At 72.7% G+C, this 17,330-nt stretch carries 15 protein-coding genes and 1 pseudogene; 13 read left to right on the forward strand and 3 right to left on the reverse strand.

What is annotated here, in order from left to right; translation table 11 throughout:
- Positions 1–34: 34 nt before the first annotated feature.
- Complete coding sequence (locus ACSNN8_RS01045; protein WP_436646253.1) at positions 35–1,084, forward strand: LacI family DNA-binding transcriptional regulator; 1,050 nt, start codon at positions 35–37, stop codon at positions 1,082–1,084.
- A 267-nt stretch (positions 1,085–1,351) separates the two neighbouring features.
- On the opposite strand, the gene ACSNN8_RS01050 is transcribed toward ACSNN8_RS01045, so the two are convergent.
- Positions 1,352–2,470: a GNAT family N-acetyltransferase gene (locus tag ACSNN8_RS01050; RefSeq protein WP_436646254.1), complete on the reverse strand. Its 1,119-nt coding sequence runs from the start codon at positions 2,468–2,470 to the stop codon at positions 1,352–1,354.
- Between the two features lie 228 nt (positions 2,471–2,698).
- Here ACSNN8_RS01050 and ACSNN8_RS01055 point away from each other — a divergent pair, with 228 nt between their 5' ends.
- From ACSNN8_RS01055 to ACSNN8_RS01100, 10 genes are read left to right on the forward strand one after another with little or no spacing between them, the layout of a single operon-like run.
- Positions 2,699–3,469, forward strand: coding sequence for a polysaccharide deacetylase family protein (locus ACSNN8_RS01055; protein WP_436646255.1), 771 nt, complete (start codon positions 2,699–2,701; stop codon positions 3,467–3,469).
- A complete protein-coding gene (locus ACSNN8_RS01060) occupies positions 3,462–4,610 on the forward strand; it encodes an aminotransferase class I/II-fold pyridoxal phosphate-dependent enzyme (RefSeq protein ID WP_436646257.1) in 1,149 nt (382 codons plus the stop codon). The genes ACSNN8_RS01055 and ACSNN8_RS01060 overlap by 8 nt, the downstream gene beginning before the upstream one ends.
- 7 nt (positions 4,611–4,617) lie before the next feature.
- A complete protein-coding gene (locus ACSNN8_RS01065) occupies positions 4,618–5,853 on the forward strand; it encodes a glycosyltransferase family 4 protein (RefSeq protein WP_436646259.1) in 1,236 nt (411 codons plus the stop codon).
- Between the two features lie 2 nt (positions 5,854–5,855).
- Positions 5,856–7,565: a polysaccharide biosynthesis tyrosine autokinase gene (locus ACSNN8_RS01070; RefSeq protein ID WP_436646261.1), complete on the forward strand. Its 1,710-nt coding sequence runs from the start codon at positions 5,856–5,858 to the stop codon at positions 7,563–7,565.
- On the forward strand, positions 7,558–8,838 hold the full coding sequence (locus ACSNN8_RS01075; protein WP_436646263.1) for a lipopolysaccharide biosynthesis protein: 1,281 nt from the start codon (positions 7,558–7,560) through the stop codon (positions 8,836–8,838). Before ACSNN8_RS01070 ends, ACSNN8_RS01075 begins: the two co-directional genes overlap by 8 nt.
- Entirely contained in the window at positions 8,835–10,052 is a 1,218-nt protein-coding gene (locus ACSNN8_RS01080; protein ID WP_436646264.1) for an O-antigen ligase family protein, read from the forward strand. The genes ACSNN8_RS01075 and ACSNN8_RS01080 overlap by 4 nt, the downstream gene beginning before the upstream one ends.
- Positions 10,049–11,179 carry a hypothetical protein gene (locus tag ACSNN8_RS01085; protein ID WP_436646265.1) on the forward strand — a complete coding sequence of 377 codons (1,131 nt, stop codon included), beginning with the start codon at positions 10,049–10,051 and terminating at the stop codon, positions 11,177–11,179. The genes ACSNN8_RS01080 and ACSNN8_RS01085 overlap by 4 nt, the downstream gene beginning before the upstream one ends.
- An 11-nt stretch (positions 11,180–11,190) precedes the next feature.
- The gene (locus ACSNN8_RS01090) at positions 11,191–12,204 is read left to right on the forward strand and encodes a GNAT family N-acetyltransferase (RefSeq protein WP_436646267.1); all 1,014 of its coding nucleotides are present in this window, start codon (positions 11,191–11,193) and stop codon (positions 12,202–12,204) included.
- A 12-nt stretch (positions 12,205–12,216) separates the two neighbouring features.
- Complete coding sequence (locus ACSNN8_RS01095; protein WP_436646268.1) at positions 12,217–13,428, forward strand: FAD-dependent monooxygenase; 1,212 nt, start codon at positions 12,217–12,219, stop codon at positions 13,426–13,428.
- Positions 13,429–13,430: 2 nt separating this feature from the next.
- Positions 13,431–14,429: a GNAT family N-acetyltransferase gene (locus ACSNN8_RS01100; RefSeq protein ID WP_436646270.1), complete on the forward strand. Its 999-nt coding sequence runs from the start codon at positions 13,431–13,433 to the stop codon at positions 14,427–14,429.
- Here ACSNN8_RS01100 and ACSNN8_RS01105 read toward each other — a convergent pair.
- Entirely contained in the window at positions 14,420–14,953 is a 534-nt protein-coding gene (locus ACSNN8_RS01105; RefSeq protein ID WP_436646271.1) for an N-acetyltransferase family protein, read from the reverse strand. The two genes, ACSNN8_RS01100 and ACSNN8_RS01105, sit on opposite strands and share 10 nt — an antisense overlap.
- 22 nt (positions 14,954–14,975) lie before the next feature.
- Between ACSNN8_RS01105 and ACSNN8_RS01110 the strand changes: the two genes are divergently transcribed.
- Positions 14,976–15,761, forward strand: a complete 786-nt coding sequence (locus ACSNN8_RS01110) for an alpha/beta fold hydrolase (RefSeq protein WP_436646272.1) — start codon at positions 14,976–14,978, stop codon at positions 15,759–15,761.
- A 150-nt stretch (positions 15,762–15,911) separates the two neighbouring features.
- Here the strand turns inward: ACSNN8_RS01110 and ACSNN8_RS01115 are convergent.
- Positions 15,912–16,133 (reverse strand): annotated as a pseudogene (locus ACSNN8_RS01115) (leucine zipper domain-containing protein); the annotation flags it as partial.
- A 154-nt stretch (positions 16,134–16,287) separates the two neighbouring features.
- On the opposite strand from ACSNN8_RS01115, the gene ACSNN8_RS01120 reads away from it, so the two are divergent.
- The gene (locus tag ACSNN8_RS01120; protein ID WP_436646273.1) at positions 16,288–17,265 is read left to right on the forward strand and encodes an IS481 family transposase; all 978 of its coding nucleotides are present in this window, start codon (positions 16,288–16,290) and stop codon (positions 17,263–17,265) included.
- Positions 17,266–17,330: the final 65 nt, after the last annotated feature.

The raw sequence follows: 17,330 nt of genomic DNA on the forward strand, positions 1-17,330 counted from the left end.
TCACCGGCAACTCTGCGGCACTAGAGTTGGCGGCATGCGTGCACGGATGGCCGACATCGCCCGTCAGGCCCAGGTCAGTGAGGCGACGGTCTCGCGTGTCATCAACGACCGCCCCGGGGTCTCCCCCGAGACCCGCCAGGCGGTGCTCACCGCGCTCGACGTGCTGGGCTACGAGCGGCCCGAGCGGCTGCGCAAACGCAGCGCGGGGCTGGTCGGCCTGGTCGTCCCCGAGCTGGACAACCCGATCTTCCCGGCCATCGCGCAGGTGATCGAGTCGACGCTCGCCCAGCAGGGCTACACGCCCGTGCTCTGCACGCAGTCCCCCGGCGGCATCACCGAGGACGAGTACGTCGAGATGCTGCTCGACCGGCAGGTCTCCGGCATCGTCTTCGTGGCCGGGCTGTCCGCCGACACCACCGCCGACCACGCCCGCTACCAGCGGCTGCTCGACCGCCCGCTGCCGATCGTGCTGATGAACGGCTACGCCGAGGGCATCGAGGCGCCGTTCGTCTCCTGCGACGAGCGGCTGGCCGGCGACCTGGCCGTCACGCACCTGGTCGCGCTGGGCCACCGCCGGATCGGGCTGGTGTCCGGCCCCAACCGTTTCATCGCGACCCAGCGCAAGCTGGCCGGCTACCGCCAGGCCATGAAGCGTGAACTCGGCGTCGCCGACTCGGCCCTCGACGACTACGTCTCGCTCACGCTGTTCGGCGTGGAGGGCGGCGAGGTGGGCGCCGACCGCCTGCTGGCGATGGGCGTCACCGGCCTGGTGTGCGGCTCCGACCTGATGGCGCTGGGCGCGATCCGGGCGGCGAGGCGCCGCGGCCTGTCGGTGCCCGGCGACGTCTCCGTCATCGGCTTCGACGACTCCCCGCTGGTCGCCTTCACCGACCCGCCGCTGACCACGCTGCGCCAGCCGGTCACCGCCATGGCCGTGGCGGCCGTCCGCTCGCTGATGGACGAGATCAACGGCCACGGCGCCCCGCACTCGGAATACCTGTTCCGCCCCGAGCTGGTCGTCCGCGACTCCACCGCCAAGGCCCCCCAGCGCCGCGACCGCCCGGTCGAGACCCCCGCCGCCTGACCCGCCCTCACTCCGCCGCGTCGACGTCCCGCCCGCCGTGTCCCGCGGCAACGCCGCCCGCCCGCCGGAACCGCCGCCGCGCGGATCACCGAAGCGGGACCTCATGCCCGGGCGAACACCCGCGCAAGCGCTTGCGGATTGCGGAAGGAGCTGCGGGCGTGCTTAGGCTCGCGGCGTGACGGTGGTGTGGGTGAGGGGCGGGGCGCGACGGTCGTCGACGGCTCCCGGCCGCCGGCGGAGGTCGTTGACCGGGTGGTCGGCGCGGCCTCAGGCCAGGACCTGTAGGGCCTCGGTGAGCGGGGCCCCGAAGCACGCGGCGTCCCAGCCGGGCCCGGACGACTCGAGGCCGGGCAGGCCCCAGACCGGGAGGGCCAGCCGGCTGCGGGCGGCCACCAGGCGGGCGGCGGCCCGCTGTTTGAGGGCGAAACCCTGCTGGGCGGCGTCGCGCAGGTGGGCCACGACCGGTGAGCGGGAGCGGCGGGCCCACGGGACGGCGACCTCCGTGGTGCCGTACTTGGCCTTGTAGGCGTTGCCGCCGACGAAGTCGAACTCCGTGACGCCGCGCGACCGGGCCCAGCGCATCGCATGCCAGATCAGGGTCTCGTTGGGGCGCAGGTGCTGATGCTCGCGATAGCTGGCCCCGCCCCAGAAATACATCGTGCGGTGATACCAGGGCAGGATCGCGGTGGCGATGCAGCGGCCGTCGCCGTCGCGGGCCCGCAGCAGCAGCAACTGGCCCGCCCCGCCCACGTGGCGAATGAGCGAACGGACCCGCTCGATCGAATAAGTGGGCACGAGATTCTGTTTGGCGAAAACGTCACGGAGCTGGTCGTAGAAATCGTCGGCGAATGTCGGATCGTCGACAACTTCCTCGACCACCACCGCACTGCGGGCCGCCTTGCGGATATTGCGCCGGCACGCGCTCGCCATCGCGCCGAAGAGGGCGTCCTCGGACGGGCTCAGGTCGATCACCGCGGTGGGCGCGGTGGTCCAGCGCAGGCCGAGGCCCGCGAGGTCGCCGGCCGTCGCGCCGCGGTCGCGGACCTCGAGGTGGGCGCAGCCCAGGTCGTCGAAGGCGAACGGGAGCAGCGCCTGCAGCGCGTGCCGCCGCGGCACCCCCGCGTCGAGCAGGAACCCGCCGTACGACGTGGTCCAGCCGGCCATCGGGCTGCCCAGGATCCGCAGGCCGAACCGCCTGGTGACCAGGCCGGTGAAGTGGCCGACGGTGGTGGCGCCGTCGGCGACGCGGGCCAGCACCGGCTCGGCGCGCTGCGCCTCGGCGACGAAGCGCACCCACGGCTCGGTGTGGAAGATCAGCCGGTCGTCGTGGCCGGCGAGCTCGGCCCACACGTCGGCCGCGGGCGTCACGCGGTGCAGTCGCAACATCTTTCACCCTCGTCCCGGTTTTCGCGCGCGCCGGAAAATCTGCCAGGCGCCGATGATGCGCCGCCCGGAACGCATTCCGCAAGGTTGTCATATTTCATGTGAGCCACTTTCACGTTCCTTATGACAATTGCTACTGACGCGGCCCGGCGCCTATTTGCCATCGTCGGTTTCAGGGCACGGCGGCCGCCGTGGCGATTCCCCTGAAGATCAATCCGCCGGAGGGCGCCCATGCAGTCCCCGACCTTGATCAGGAAGCGCCTGAACGAGCTCGAGCTGCGCACCCGGCTCCGCGCCCGGCCACGGATGCAGGGCCGCGTCCTCGCGCCGGCCGGCGCGTTGCGCCGGCTGCCGCGCACCGCGGGGCTGTACTTCCCCTTCTACCACGACGTGCCGCCGGAGTACGCCGGCGACCTGCGCCGCCACCTGGGCACGTTCCGGCGGCTCGGCCCGCTGGTCTCGTGGGAGCAGGCGCTCGACGTCCTCGCCGGCCGCAAGCCGCTCGACGGCCCGGTGTTCTGCCTGTCGTTCGACGACGGGCACGCGAGCTGGCGCGACGTGGTCGTGCCCGTGCTGCTCGAGCTCGGACTGCCGGCGACGTTCTTCCTCACCACCGGGCTGGTCGGCCGCCCCGGCAACCTCACGTGGGACGACTGCCGCGAGATCGCCGCGGCCGGCTTCGCGTTCGGCTCGCACTCGGTGACCCACCGGCGGCTCGCCGACTGCAGCAACGGCGAGGCGCTCGCCGAGATCCTCGACTCCAAGAAGGAGATCGAGGACGAGCTCGGCGCCGAGATCCTGGACTTCGCCGCGCCGTACGGTCATCCGGCCGTCGACTACGGCGACCGCGACGTGGTCATCGCCCGCGGCGCCGGCTACCGCAGCTTCGCCAGCACGCTGCGCCCGGCCATGCACCCGGGCGACTCGCCGCTGCGCATCCACCGCCAGGGCCTGCACCCGGCGTGGCCGCTGTGGGCGGTAAGGACCCGGGTCCATGACTGAGACCCGGATCTGGCTGTCCCCGCCGGACGTGGGCGACCTCGAGCGCAAGCTGCTGCTCGAGGCGTTCGACTCCAACTGGGTCGCGCCGGTGGGGCCCGACCTCGACGCGTTCGAGGCCCAGGTCGCCGAGATCGTGGGCGTGCGTCACGCGGTCGCGCTCAGCAGCGGCACGGCCGCGCTGCACCTGGCGCTGGTCGCCGCCGGGGTGCGCCACGGCGACACCGTGCTCGTCCCGTCGTTCACCTTCGCCGCGACCGCGAACGCGGTGATGTACCTCGGCGCCCGCCCGGTGTTCCTCGACAGCACCGCGGACAGCTGGAACGTCGACCCCGCGCTGGTCGCCGAGGAGCTCAAGCGGCGCTGCGCCAAGGGCCGCCCGCCGCGCGCGGTGATCGCCGTCGACATGTACGGCCAGTGCGCCGACTACGAGCCGCTGGTGGACGCCTGCGACCGCTACGGCGTCGCGCTGATCGAGGACGCGGCCGAGGCGCTCGGCGCGACCTACCGCGGCCGGCCCGCCGGTTCGTTCGGCCTCGCCGGGATCCTCTCGTTCAACGGCAACAAGATCATCACGACCGGCGGAGGCGGCATGCTCGTCACCGACGACGACCGGGTCGCCGCCCGCACCCGGCACCTGTCCACCCAGGCCCGCGAGCCGCTGCCCTACTACGAGCACCGCTCGGTGGGCTACAACTACCGGCTCAGCAACCTGCTCGCCGCGGTCGGCCGGGGCCAGCTCCAGCGGCTCGACGCGATGATCGCCGCCCGCCGCGAGACGGGTCGCCACTACCGCGCCGCGCTCGGCGACCTGCCCGGCGTGACGTTCATGCCGATCGCCGGCTACGGCGAGGGGAACTGGTGGCTCACCTGCCTGCTGATCGATCCCGTGCGGTTCGGCACGAGCCGCGACCGGGTCCTCGAGCACCTCGCCGCCCGCGACATCGAGGCGCGGCCCACCTGGAAGCCGATGCACCTGCAACCGGTCTTCCGCGACTGCGTGATGCGCGGCGGCGACGTGTGCGCCGGCCTGTTCCGCGACGGGCTCTGCCTGCCCAGCGGTTCCGCGCTCACCGAGCACGACCGGGAACGCGTGGTGGCCGCCGTGCGCGCGGTCGCCGCCGAGCACGAGGGGCAGGGGTAGCACCGGCATGCACATCGTCTACATCCACCAGTACTACTGCAACCCTTCGATGGCCGGCGGGATCCGCTCGTACGAGCAGGCCCGCCGGCTGGTCGCGCGGGGCCACACCGTCGACGTCATCACCACCGACATCACCGGCACGCAGACCCGGCTCGGCTGGCGGCAGACCGAGGACGAGGGCGTGCGGGTGCACTGGTTCTCCATCCCCTACAACAACTCGATGTCGTACGCGCGGCGCATCCGCGCGTTCGCCCAGTTCATGGTCGTCGCCACCGCCAAGGCCGCCGCGCTGCGCGCCGACCTGGTGTTCGCCACGAGCACGCCGCTGACCGTGGCGGTGCCCGGGGTGCTCGCGGCGAAGCTGCGCCGGGTGCCGTTCGTGTTCGAGGTGCGCGACCTGTGGCCCGAGGTGCCGATCGAGATGGGCGCGCTGCGCAATCCGCTGGCCCGCGGGGCGGCCGGGGCGCTGGCGAGCTTCGCGTACCGCAACGCCGCCGAGGTCGTCGCGCTCTCCCCCGGCATGGCCGCGGGCGTGCTCGCGCGGCGCCCGTCGACCCGCACGACGGTCGTCCCCAACGCCGCCGACCTCGCGATGTTCCGGGTGCGCCAGGACGAGGTCGACCGGTTCCGGGCCCGGCACGAGTGGCTGGGCGACCGGCCGCTGATCGTCTACACCGGAGCGCTGGGCGCGGTGAACGGCGTCGACTACCTCGTACGGGCCGCGCGGCGCCTGCGTGAGCTGGATCCCGGCGTCCGCGTGCTCATCGTCGGGCACGGCAAGGAGTGGGAGCCCACCAAGCGGCTCGCTGCCTCGCTCGGGCTGCTCGGCGACACCGTGCACATGTGGGAGAAGGTGCCCAAGGCCGAGCTCCCGGTCATCCTGGGCGCCGCCACGATGTCGACCAGCTTCGTGCGGCCGATCCGCGCGCTGTGGGACAACTCCGCGAACAAGTTCTTCGACGCGCTCGCCGCGGGCCGCCCGATAGCCGTCAACTACGGCGGCTGGCAGGCCGACCTGCTCACCGGGTCGGGCGCCGGGCTCGTGCTCGACCCCGTCGACGCCGACGACGCCGCCGAGCAGTTCGCCAAGCACTGCCGCGACGAGTCCTGGCTGGCGCAGGCCCGCGCCGCGGCGCACCGGCTCGCGGTCGAGCAGTTCTCCCGCGACCTGCTCTTCGACCGCTTCGCCGCGGTGCTCGACCGGGCCGCGGGCCGCCGTGCCGTTCCGACGACCGGGGAGTGAGCGTGGAGCTGCAGGAGTACGTGCGGGCGTGCCGGCGCCGATGGGTGTGGCTCGTCGTACCGGTGCTGCTCGCCATGGGCGCGGCGGCCGGCTGGTCGCTGACGCGCGAGCCCGCGTACCGGTCCTCGATGGTGCTGTTCGTGAGCACCGGCTCGGGTGATCCGGACGCGAAGGTGAGCCGGCTCAACTCGTACATCGCCCTGCTCACCGGCCCGCGGGTGGCGCAGACCGTCAGCACCAAGCTCGGCGAGCCGTACACCTCCGACCGGGTGCGCGAGAGCCTGTCGGCGGAGGTGCAGTCGGGCACCGACCTGCTGGTCGTCACGGCCACCGACCCGTCGGCCGCGCGCAGCCGGACGATGGTCACCTCGGCCACGTCCGCGCTGGTCGCGATCGCCAAGAAGCTCGACCCCCCGCCCGCCTCGGCGGACGCCGGGCCGCCACCGTCGATCTCGGTGGCGCAGGACCCGGTCACCACGCAGGAGCCGGGCACGCTCGTGCGCGACGTGAGCTTCTCGGCCGTGCTCGGACTCCTCGTGGGTGGAGTCGCGGTCGCGGTCCGGCAGGCCACGAGCCGGACGGTCGCCGACGGGGACGACCTGCGGCGGCTGGGGATCGCCACGGTGGGGGTCATCGCGCTGGGCGGGCGCCGCAGCCGCTCCGGGCATGCGGACGCCGAGCTGGCCGAGGGGTTCCGGCGGCTGCGCAGCCTGCTGCCGGAGCCGGGGGCGCCGGACGGCGAGCGGCAGCGCGGCACGGCGCTCATGCTCACCGCCGCGAACACCAAGGAGGGCACGACCGCGGTGGCGTGCGGGCTGGCGATCGCGATGGCCGAGACCGGCGCGCGGGTGCTGCTCGTCGACGCGAACCTGCGCTCGCCGGGCGTGGGCCGCTACCTCGGGATGGCGGGCGGGCCGGGGCTGGCCGACGTGCTGGCCGGGCAGTCCCGCGTGGACGACGTGCTGTGCGACCCGCTGGGCGGCCGGCTGACCGTGCTGCCGCCGGGCGAGAGCCGGCCCGACCCGGGCGAGGTGCTGGCCTCGCCCCGGCTCGCGGCGACCGTGCGCGACCTGACCGAGCGGTTCGACGTCGTGCTGGTGGACGCGCCGCCGCTGCGGGGCGTGGCCGACGCGACCGTGCTGGGCAAGGTGACCGACGGCGCGCTGCTCGTGGTGCGCGCCAACCGCACCCGCACGGCCGACGTGCAGCGCTCGACCGACCTGCTCGAGCAGGTCGGCGCCGAGCTGGTCGGCGCGGTGCTCAACGCCCTGCCGCGCCGCCTGCCCGACACGCGCGCCGTGCCGCCGGTGCCGCAGGTCTCCGGGCCGGCGGAGGCCCCGGGGCTGGTCACCACGCTGCTCGGCGGGGCCGGGGAGCCCGGCCACGCGCCGCCGTCACCGTCCAACCCGGTCAGCGGCCGGGCGCGCGTCGCGAAGGCCCCGGCCCGTCCGGTGGTCGACGGCACCGCGACCCAGAAGATCACGCCGCTGGACGGCACCGCGACGCAGCGGATCGTCCCGTTCGACGGCAGCGTCACCCAGCGGATCACGCCGCTGGGCAAGCCCCGCGCCACCGCCAACGGAGCCGCGGTGGCGCGCAACGGCAGCGGCACCTACGGGCAGTCCAGGCCCGATCACACCGACGACGTCACGCACCGCGAGCCCCGCCTCCTGAAGGACGAGCCCGGCGGGGCGGAGGACGAGCATGAGTGAGCTGCGCACGCAACGCCCACGGGCCGAGCCCGCCCCGGCCCGCGGGCACGGCGCCGCCGCGTGGATCGGCGGGCAGCTGCGCGAACCGTACGTGCAGCTGTTCGCCTCCCAGCTGCTCACCGGCGCGGTGGCCCTGGTCGCGAACATCCTCATGGTGCGGGCGCTCGCCCCGGCGCACCGCGGCGAGGTCGCGCTCATGCTCCAGGTCGTCTATCTCGCCACGCAGTTCATGCTGCTGGGCACCGAGCGCGCCTTCGTGGCGGGCTATCACGAGACCCCGCCCGCCGCGGCCGTCCGGGCGTACGCCCGGCTGCTGGCCGTGCCCTGCGCGGTGGGGCTGGTCGTGGCCGCCGGCTTCGAGCTCGTCGTGCCGCAGCGGTGGAACCCCGGGCTGCTGGTGATCGCGCTGATCGCCGGGTTCACGCTGGTCGAGGTCGCCGGGCTGGCCGCGCGGGCGGTCGCGATCGCCTCGGGACACGTGAGCGACTTCCTGGTGAGCCGCGTCGCCGAGGCGCTGCTGCTGCTGGCCCTGCTGGTCGCCTTCTACGTCGCGAACGTCACGACGCCGGCGCTCTGGATCGTCGCGTACCTCGTCGCCGGGCTGGTGCCCACCACGGCGTACGTCTGCCTCTGGCTGCGCGGCCCGGGCCCGCGCACCGCGCCCGAGCGGAACCGGCTCGTGCGCCGCGAGGGCATCGCGCTGTTCCCGGCCGCGGTGTCCAACATGGCCATGCTGCGCTCCGACCGGCTCGCCCTGCCCGCGCTCGCGTCCACCTCGGCGCTCGGCCTCTACACGTCGGTGGCCACGATGACCGAGCTGCTCGCCTGGCCGGTCCGGGCATACGCCGACTCGCGGCTCGGCCGCTGGCGCAAGGCGCACCGGGGCGGCGACCTCGTGACCCGCCCGATCCTGCTGGCCGTCGTCGTCTACTGCCTGGTCGTCGCGCCGATCGCCGCGGGTGGGCTGTACCTGTTCATCGTGCCGGTGTTCGGGCACGAATATGCGCCGGCCAAGGCGGTCGTCGTGCCGCTGGTGGCCGCCGCCGGGCTGTACGCGGTGTCGCGCGTCAGCCTCGGGCTGCTGATCGCCAAGGGCCGCGGCCGCCTCGTGTCGGCCGCCGAGATCACCGGCTTCGTGGTCAGCTTCACCGCGTACCTGCTGCTGATCCCGCCGTTCGGCATCCTCGGCGCCGCGTACGGCTCGCTCGTCGGCTACGGCTCCTGCCTGCTGTTCGCGCTGCTCGCCAACCGCCTGACCGGTGACAAGCCATGAGCAGGCCGTACACCCCGCCGGTCCTCCTCGCGCCCGGCCTGGTGCTGATCCTGGTGGCGGTCGGCGGCCGGTTCACCCTCGACCGCGCCGGATATCCCGACCTGGCCTGGGTCGACCTGCGCGTGGCCGGGCTGCTCGCCGCGCTCGCCGTGCTGATCGTCGACATCGCCCGCCGCCCCGCCGGCCCGGCCTTCGGAGCGGCCGACCGGCACGAGGGCTGGCTGGTCGCCACGGTGCTGTTCTTCGTGTTCCAGATCGCCTCGGGGCTGTGGGCGCCGCCGGCCGCGCGGGTCGGGCCGCAGGTGCTCGACCTGGTCCTGCTCGCCGCGCTGGTCGTCGCCTTCTACCTGTACGCGGTGGGCGACCCCGCCACGGTGGTGCGCACGACGTTCCTGCTGTTCTTCTTCACCGCGATCGTGTTCGCGCTGGCCGCGCTGTTCGTCAACGGCCCCGGCGAGCAGGGCCGCTACTCGGCGTTCGGCGGCGGCCCCAACGTGTTCGTCCGCATCGAGATCCTCGGCATCATCAGCGCGGTCGCGCTGTTCCTGTTCACCCGCCGCATCCTGCCGCTGCTGGTGACCCCGCTGTTCGGGCTCGCCGCGGTGCTCTCCGGCTCGCGCGCCGGGCTGCTCGCCGGGCTGGCCGTCGGCGGCGTGGCGCTGCTCAAGCTGCGCCGCCGGCTGCACCCGGGCGCCATCGCCGGCGCGCTCGCCTTCGTCGCCGCGGCCGTCGCCGCCGTGTGGGCGTTCGCGCCGCCCGCCTTCACCGATCTGTTCCGGGAGCGGTTCGTCGAGCAGACCGTGCAGGAGCGCTATCTCTCCGACCGCACCGACATCTGGGCGGCCTCGTGGCGGCTGTTCGTCGACCACCCCGTCGCCGGGACCGGGCTGGACGGCTTCTACGGCCTCATCGGCGTCAACCAGTTCGTCCAGTACCCGCACAACTACGTGCTCGGCGTCGCGGCCGAGGGCGGCCTGATCGGGCTGGGCCTGCTGACCGCCGCGGTGCTGTTGTGGACCGCGACCGTGCGCGGCGGCGGCCACCGGCCGCAGCTGACCGGCACGGCCGTCGCCGCCGCCGTGTTCGTCGGGCTGAGCAGCCTGTTCTCCGGCGACTACTACGACTCCCGGCTCGCCTGGCTGTTCGCGGCGCTGGCCGCGGCCGCCGCGGTGGTGCCGGTTTCCGTCCGCGTCAAGGAGGAGGTGCCGCGATGAACGCACGTATCGGCCGCCGGGCCGTGCTGCTGGCGGCCCTGGGATCGGCCGCCGCCGCGTGCGGGCCCGAGGAGAACGAGGTCACGCACGCGCTGAGCCCGCTACCCGCCTCGCCGGACGGGCCCCGCGTGGCGGCGGCCTCGCTGCGGCCGGTCAGCTACTGGACCACGGTGTTCGAGCGCAGCTGGGACTATCTGGGCCGGGTCGCCGTGCCGCTGAGCCGGTCGGGCGACAGCTGGGACCACTACGAACTGTCGTACAGCGTGGACTCCTGCGTGGCGATGTTCCGCGCCACCGGGCGCTCCCGCTACCTCGACCGGGCCCTGCAGCTCACCGAGAACGTCATGCGCTCGGCCACCGAAGTGCGCGGCGGCTACCTGGGCTGGACCTCGGCGCGCGAGGACGGCGACGAGGTGCCGCTCTACGAGAGCTACTTCTGGCGGTACGGCACGGGGCTACTCGCGGCCATGCGCGCCAGCCGCTCGGTGTACGGCACCCCGGCGTACCGGGCCCGCCACGACCGGCTGCTCGCCTTCGCCGAGAAGCACGTGTTCGAGAAGTGGCACACGCGCGGGCCGGCGGACACCATCTATCGCGAGCGCACCCACATGGCCTCGCACTGGGCGCTCATCTCGCTGCACCTGGCCGGGCTCACCGGCGACGCGGGCCGGCGCGGGCGCTACCGCACCGTGGTCGCCGACATCGACGCCCACCTGCCCGGCCGCGGCACCGGGCTCAAGCAGCAGATGCGCCGCAACCAGGCCGAGGCCACCGCGTACTTCTGGAACGACCGGTGGGGCTCGGCCGAGCGGCCGGGGCAGGACGTCAGCCACGGCAACGGCGTCCTGGCGTACGTCGTGGAGGCCCGCGACCGCGGCACCACCTGGAACCGGGGCGACCTGGCGGCCTTCTCGCGGCTGCTGACCCGGGTCGTCTGGCCGGGCGGCACCACGTACCGCGCCTATGTGGACGGCACCGGCAGCGACAACGGCTGGCTGTCCGACGGCTTCGTCAAGCTGGGCCGCTCGGACGCGGCCGTGCAGCAGCGGCTGGAGAGCCACCGGGTCGTCAACGACCAGTTCGCCGCGAACATGGCCCTCAACGCCCGCATCCTGGGCTCGCGTTAGGAGACACAGACATGACCGCAGCGCTCGTGGGACCGGCGGCCCGGGAATGGAAGGAGGCCCTGCACCGCGCCCGCCACGACACCTACCACCTGCCCGGCTACGTCGCCCTGGACGCCGGCCTGCACTCCGGCTCGCCCGCCGCGTACTGGTACACCGACGGCGACCGGCACCTGCTGCTCCCGCTGATCCTGCGCCAGATCCCCGGCACCGGGCTGCGCGACGCGCTCTCGCCGTACGGGTATCCGGGCCCGGTCAGCGACGCTGTGCCCGGCGACCGCGACTTCTGGGAGCGGGCCTGCGTGGCGATGCTCGAAACGCTGCGCGGCGCGGGCGTGGTGACCGCGTTCGTCCGGATGCACCCGCTGCTGCCCGCGCCGCTGCCGGTGCTCGCCCGGTTCGGCACGCTGGTGCACCACGGCGACACGGTCTCGATGGACCTGACCGTGAGCCTCGACGAGATGTGGAAGCAGACCCGCAGCGACCACCGCAACCACATCAACCGGGCCCGCCGGGCCGGCACCGAGGTGGTCTTCGACGACTGGGACCGCCTCGGTGAGTGGGTCGACGTCTACCACGACAACATGCGCCGGGTCGGGGCCGGCGACTACTACTTCTTCACCCGCGAGCACCTGGCCGCCGTGCACGACACGATGGGCGACCGCATGCACCTGGCGGTCGCGCTCGAGGACGGCGAGGTGGTCGGCGGCAATACGTTCTTCGAGCACGACGGCATCGCCACGGGCTACGTCTCCTCGACGCGGCGGGCCCCCAAGCGGTACGCCGACGAGCTGCTCTACGACGAGGTGCGGCGCTGGTGCAAGGCCCGCGGCGACACCGTCTTCCACCTGGGCGGCGGCAAGGGCGGCGCGTGCGACTCGCTGTTCACCTACAAGGCCGGCTTCTCGCCGCGGCGGCACCCGTTCCACACCTGGCGGATCGTGGCGGACCGGCCCGCGTACGAGGATCTGACCTCCGCCGCCGGCCGCGACGCCGACGAGTCCGGCACCTTCCCGCCCTACCGCTGAGGAGAGCACGCCATGCGGATCGTCTGTGCCGGCGGCGGGCCCGCCGGGTTGTACTTCGCGGTGCTGGCCAAGCTGGCCGACCCCGGCAACGCGGTCACGGTCCTCGAGCGCAACCCGCCCGGGGTCACGTACGGCTGGGGGGTCGTCTTCTGGGACGACCTGCTGGACGACCTGTTCGCGTACGACCCGGTGAGCGCGCGCCGGATCTGGGACGCGGCCTACAAGTGGGACGAGTACGAGGTGCGCGCCACCGGCAAGGCCGTCACCCACCTGGCCGGGTACGGGTTCAGCCTGGGGCGCCAGGAGCTGCTGTCCATCCTGGGCGACCGAGCCGCCGAGCTGGGCGTCGACGTGCGCTACTCCTGCGACCTGTCCGAGCTGCCCGACGCCGACCTGGTGATCGCCTGCGACGGCGCGGGCAGCCGGATCCGCTCGATGGACGCCGAGCACTTCGGCACCTCGGTCTCGCTCGGCCGCAACAAGTACATCTGGCTCGGCACCCCGCACGTGTTCCGCACGTTCACGTTCGGCTTCGAGAAGACCCACGCGGGCTGGATCTGGTTCCACGCCTACCCGTTCGACGACGCGACGAGCACCTTCATCGTCGAGTGCACCCCCGAGGTGTGGTCGGCGCTGGAGTTCGACCGGCTCAGCGCCGAGGCCGGCTGCGCGCGGCTCGAGACCGTCTTCGCCGCCCACCTGCAGGGGCAGCGGCTGATCGACCACCGCGCCGGCACCGGCGGCACCGGGTGGATGAACTTCCGCCGCGTCACCAACCAGCGCTGGGACAACGGCAACGTGGTGCTGATGGGCGACGCCGCGCACACCACGCACTTCGCGATCGGCTCGGGCACCAAGCTGGCGATCCAGGACGCGATGGCGCTGGCCGACGAGCTCGCCGAGGGCTGCGACCTGCCCGCCGCGCTGGAACGCTACGAGCACCGGCGCCGCGCCGCGATCGCCCCGCTGCAACGGGCGGCGCTGGCCAGCAGCCAATGGTTCGAGCGGATGCCCGAATACGCGGATCTGCCCTCGACCCGGTTCTCGTACGCCTTGTCCGACCGTCGCGGCGAGTATCCACTGTGGCGGTACCTGCTGCACCTGAGCACCCAGCAGTCCGTGCCCCGGGCCCTGCTGCGCCGCGCGCTCAGCGCCCGCCGCTGGAGCCGGGCCCGGCGCCGGCCGGCCGCCGAACTTCCCGTTCCCCTACTCACAGGAGGTTGACCATGGCGAATGCCGCACTGCTGTCACCCCGGGACCCGGCCTGGACGGAGGCGCTCGACCGGGTCCGGCACGACGTCTACCACATCCCCGAGTACGTGCGGCTCGACGCCGGTCTGACCGGCGCAACTCCGGTGGCCTTCCGCTACGACGAGGCGGGACGCGTCTTCCTGCTGCCCCTTCTGCTCCGGCCGGTGCCCGACACCGACCTGCAGGACGCGACCTCCCCGTACGGATATCCCGGCCCGGTCGGCAGTCTGGACGCTGCCTTCTGGTCCCGGGCCACCGAAGCGATGATCTCCCTGCTCAGCACCGAGAGCGTGGTGACCGTCTTCGCGCGGCTCCACCCGCTGCTGCCCCTCCATCCCGAAGCCCTCGCCGGCACCGTCGTGCGCCACGGCGAGACCGTCTCGCTCGACCTCACGCTGAGCCCGGAACAGACCTGGTCGCAGACGCACCGCAGCCACCGCAACCAGATCAGCAAGGCCCGGCGGGCCGGCGTCGAGATCGTCTTCGACGACTGGTCGCTCTACGACGCCTGGATCGGCACCTACCACGCCACGATGCGCCGCGTCGGGGCCGCCGGGTTCTACTTCTTCGGCGCCGACCACTTCCACCGGCTGCACGCCGCCCTCGCCGGGCACGTGCACCTGGCGGTCGCCCTGCTGGACGGCCGCGTCCTCGGCGGCAACCTGTTCTTCGAGTACGCCGGGACGATGCACACCCACCTGCAGTCCACCGCCGACGGACCGATCCACTACGCCGACAAGCTGCTCTACCACGCCGTGCGCACCTGGGGCCGCGACCGCGGCAACACCGTCTACCACCTCGGTGGCGGCGTGGGCGGCGCGGCCGACTCGCTGTTCCGCTACAAGTCCCAGTTCGGCGCCGGCCGCCACGAGTTCCACACGTGGCGCGTCATCACCGACCCGCCCAACTACGAGAAGCTCGCCGGGCCGCCGACGCCGGAGTCCCTGACCGGCCGGTTCCCGCCCTACCGCTGACGCCCGCCCGTCCGCCGGTCCGGCTCACCCACGAGCCGGACCATGCGGATCTCCCGCACCCCGTCGCGCACCTCGGCGGTCCCGTCGGCGGCGAAGCCGTGCTTGCGATAGAACGCCTGCGCCCGCGGGTTGGGGTCGGCCACCCACAGCGCCGCCGCCTCCCCCGGTGCGACCACCGCCTCGAGCAGCGCCCGCCCGGCCCCCGTGCCGTGCTCGGCCGCCAGCACGTAGAGCACATACAGCTGCCGGTCCCACGTCGCTCCCGGGTCCAGGGGCGGCCCCGACATGGCGACGCCCACGATCTCACCGTCGCGCTCGGCGACCGCCACGCGGTTGGCCCGGTAGCGCTCGTCGGTCAGCGCGGCCGTCCAGAACCTCTCCCGGGCGGTCACGAACCCCGGGTCGTCGAGCACCGCGTCGGGCACCAGGCCGCGGTACGTCTCCTGCCAGCACCGCACGGTGACGACCGCCATCCGCGCGGCGTCCGGGACGCGCGCCTCGCGAACCCGCGGCGGGGAGCCCACCGGCCCAGCGTAGTCTCGCTGCGTGTTCGCCCATGAGACAGGTTCCGGCACCCCCGTGGTGCTGGTGCACGGATTCGGTCTGGACCATCGCAGTCTGCTCCCGCTGGAGCCGGTGTTCGAGCGCTCCGGGGGATGGCGGCGCATCTACCTCGACCTGCCCGGCGCGACGGGCTCACCGGCGGGGTCGGTGGGCAGCTCGCAGCAGGTCGCCGACGCGGTCGTCGCCGAGGTCGTGGCGCGCGTCGGCGACGAGCCGTTCGCCGTGCTGGGCAACTCGTTCGGCGGGATGATCGCCCGTTACGTCGCCCACGAGCTGCGCCCGCAGGTCCTCGGGCTGGCCACCCTGGCCGGCGTCTTCATCGCCGCGCACGACCGGCGGACCGTGCCGCCCCGCACGGTCCTCCGCCAGGACCCCCGGGTCGTGCCGATCCTCGGCGCGGCGCTCGAGGCGTACCGCGAGGAGGCCGTGGTGGAGTCGCCGGACAACGCCCGCGCCTTCGTGGAGCACCTCCTGCCCGGCCTGGAGGGCGCCGACCAGGAAGCGCTGGACCGCATCGCCGGGAACTACTCGCTCGACCGCGAGCCGGAGGACGCCCACCCCGAGCCGTTCCTGCAGCCGGCCCTGCACCTCACCGCCCGCCAGGACGAGGTGGTCGGCTACTCCGACGCCTGGAGCCGCATCGACCACTACCCCCGCGCGTCGTTCGCCGTCCTCGACGCGGCCGGCCACAACGTCATCACCGAGCAGTCCGACCTGTGCGCGGCCCTGGTATCCGACTGGCTGACGCGAATCCGCCACGCCACCTGACGCCCGCCGCCGCCCACGACCTGCCCTAGGTGCTCCGTCTGGAGAGGTCGGGGACGCGACGCGGCCGACGGCCCGGCATCCGCCGCCGTCGGGGATGGTGCCGAGCTTCTTGGCGTCGTGGATCAGATCTCCGGGCGCTCGGTGTTCGCAGCGGCGGATCGACCGGCAATGCAACACCTTGCGCTCGGTCCGCCGGGCTGCGATGCGGCCGGCTGGACCGGTCGCTCATCGCCTCGATTCCCTCGCTGCGATACCGGTCGGCCCACCGTCATGCTCCGTGGTCACGTTGTTCTGGAACCGTTCCGCTGCGCGGCGCAGTGGCCAGCCGTCGTCGCACCGGGCCAGGCGCGGTCTGCCGGTCTCGGACAACACGGCATGACAAAGCTTGACCTCACCCGGACGCCCTCACCTCTTTCAAGATTCTGGACGTGTCATCAACGTCCATGGAGAGAACACCTAGGTCTAAAACTGCCAGAGGTTGTTAACACTTCGGGTCTCCGATCGTTGGAGACTTATGCCCCCGTCGATGGACCAGAAGCTGGACCGTCAGGCACAGCATCGCCTGGCGGTTCTGCGGCACGTTGAAGAAGTCACCGGCAACGTCGCCCGCACCTGCCGCTACTACGGCATCAGCCGGCCGACCTACTACAAATGGCTGCGCCGCTACCAGGACGAAGGCCTCACCGGCCTGCGCGATCGCTCGAGCGCCCCGCACCACTGCCCGACCGCGACGCATGCCGACATCGTCAACAAGATCGTCTACCTGCGGCAGAACTATCACTTCGGCCCGGTGAAGATCCAGATGTATCTCAAGCGATACCACGACATCACGATCACCAGCTCGGCGATCTACAACATCCTGGTCCGCCTCGGCCTCAACCGGCTGCCCGCCTCGCAGCGCTACACCAGCCGCGAGAAACGCTGGAAACGTTACGAGAAACCACTTCCCGGCAACCGGCTCCAGATCGACGTCAAGTTCATCGAGCCGATCGGCCTGCCCGCCGACCCCACGACCGGCACAGCGCCGGTATCAGGCCGGCTACCCAAGCAACGCCGCCGTGCCAGGTACTACCAGTTCACCGCGATCGACGACTGCACCCGGCTGCGCGTGCTGCGCATCTACCCGCGATGCGATCAGAAGACCGCCATCCAGTTCCTCGACTACGTCCTGCAACGCCTGCCGTTTCGGGTGGAGGTCATCCAGACCGACAACGGTGCCGAGTTCCAGACCCAGTTCCACTGGCACGTGCTCGACCAAGGCATCGCCCACACCTACATCAAACCCGCATCGCCGCACCTCAACGGCAAGGTCGAACGATCCCACCGCATCGACGCCGAAGAGTTCTACCGCATGCTCGAAGGCGTCGTCATCGACGACACCGGCGTCTTCAACGACAAGCTGCGCGAATGGGAGGATTACTACAACTACCACCGCCCACACGGCGCCCTGGACGGCCAGACACCCTACGAACGACTTAAGCAAAAGAGTCAGACCCAGGTGTAAACCGACTTCAACAGTTGCACACCTAGGCGGCCCAGCGTGGGGAGTTCTTCTGGCTCCACCGCGGC

It is taken from the genome of Actinoplanes sp. URMC 104 (assembly GCF_051386375.1).
Taxonomy (GTDB): domain Bacteria; phylum Actinomycetota; class Actinomycetes; order Mycobacteriales; family Micromonosporaceae; genus Actinoplanes.

What these genes read in the sequence shown, in the direction of transcription:
- ACSNN8_RS01090 (WP_436646267.1), top strand. Translation starts at nt 11,191, where the DNA reads ATGACCGCAGCGCTCGTGGGACCGGCGGCCCGGGAATGGAAGGAGGCC.
- ACSNN8_RS01065 (WP_436646259.1), top strand. Translation starts at nt 4,618, where the DNA reads ATGCACATCGTCTACATCCACCAGTACTACTGCAACCCTTCGATGGCC.
- ACSNN8_RS01085 (WP_436646265.1), top strand. Translation starts at nt 10,049, where the DNA reads ATGAACGCACGTATCGGCCGCCGGGCCGTGCTGCTGGCGGCCCTGGGA.
- ACSNN8_RS01060 (WP_436646257.1), top strand. Translation starts at nt 3,462, where the DNA reads ATGACTGAGACCCGGATCTGGCTGTCCCCGCCGGACGTGGGCGACCTC.
- ACSNN8_RS01100 (WP_436646270.1), top strand. Translation starts at nt 13,431, where the DNA reads ATGGCGAATGCCGCACTGCTGTCACCCCGGGACCCGGCCTGGACGGAG.
- ACSNN8_RS01095 (WP_436646268.1), top strand. Translation starts at nt 12,217, where the DNA reads ATGCGGATCGTCTGTGCCGGCGGCGGGCCCGCCGGGTTGTACTTCGCG.
- ACSNN8_RS01045 (WP_436646253.1), top strand. Translation starts at nt 35, where the DNA reads ATGCGTGCACGGATGGCCGACATCGCCCGTCAGGCCCAGGTCAGTGAG.
- ACSNN8_RS01055 (WP_436646255.1), top strand. Translation starts at nt 2,699, where the DNA reads ATGCAGTCCCCGACCTTGATCAGGAAGCGCCTGAACGAGCTCGAGCTG.
- ACSNN8_RS01075 (WP_436646263.1), top strand. Translation starts at nt 7,558, where the DNA reads ATGAGTGAGCTGCGCACGCAACGCCCACGGGCCGAGCCCGCCCCGGCC.
- ACSNN8_RS01120 (WP_436646273.1), top strand. Translation starts at nt 16,288, where the DNA reads ATGGACCAGAAGCTGGACCGTCAGGCACAGCATCGCCTGGCGGTTCTG.
- ACSNN8_RS01050 (WP_436646254.1), bottom strand. Translation starts at nt 2,470, where the DNA reads ATGTTGCGACTGCACCGCGTGACGCCCGCGGCCGACGTGTGGGCCGAG.
- ACSNN8_RS01080 (WP_436646264.1), top strand. Translation starts at nt 8,835, where the DNA reads ATGAGCAGGCCGTACACCCCGCCGGTCCTCCTCGCGCCCGGCCTGGTG.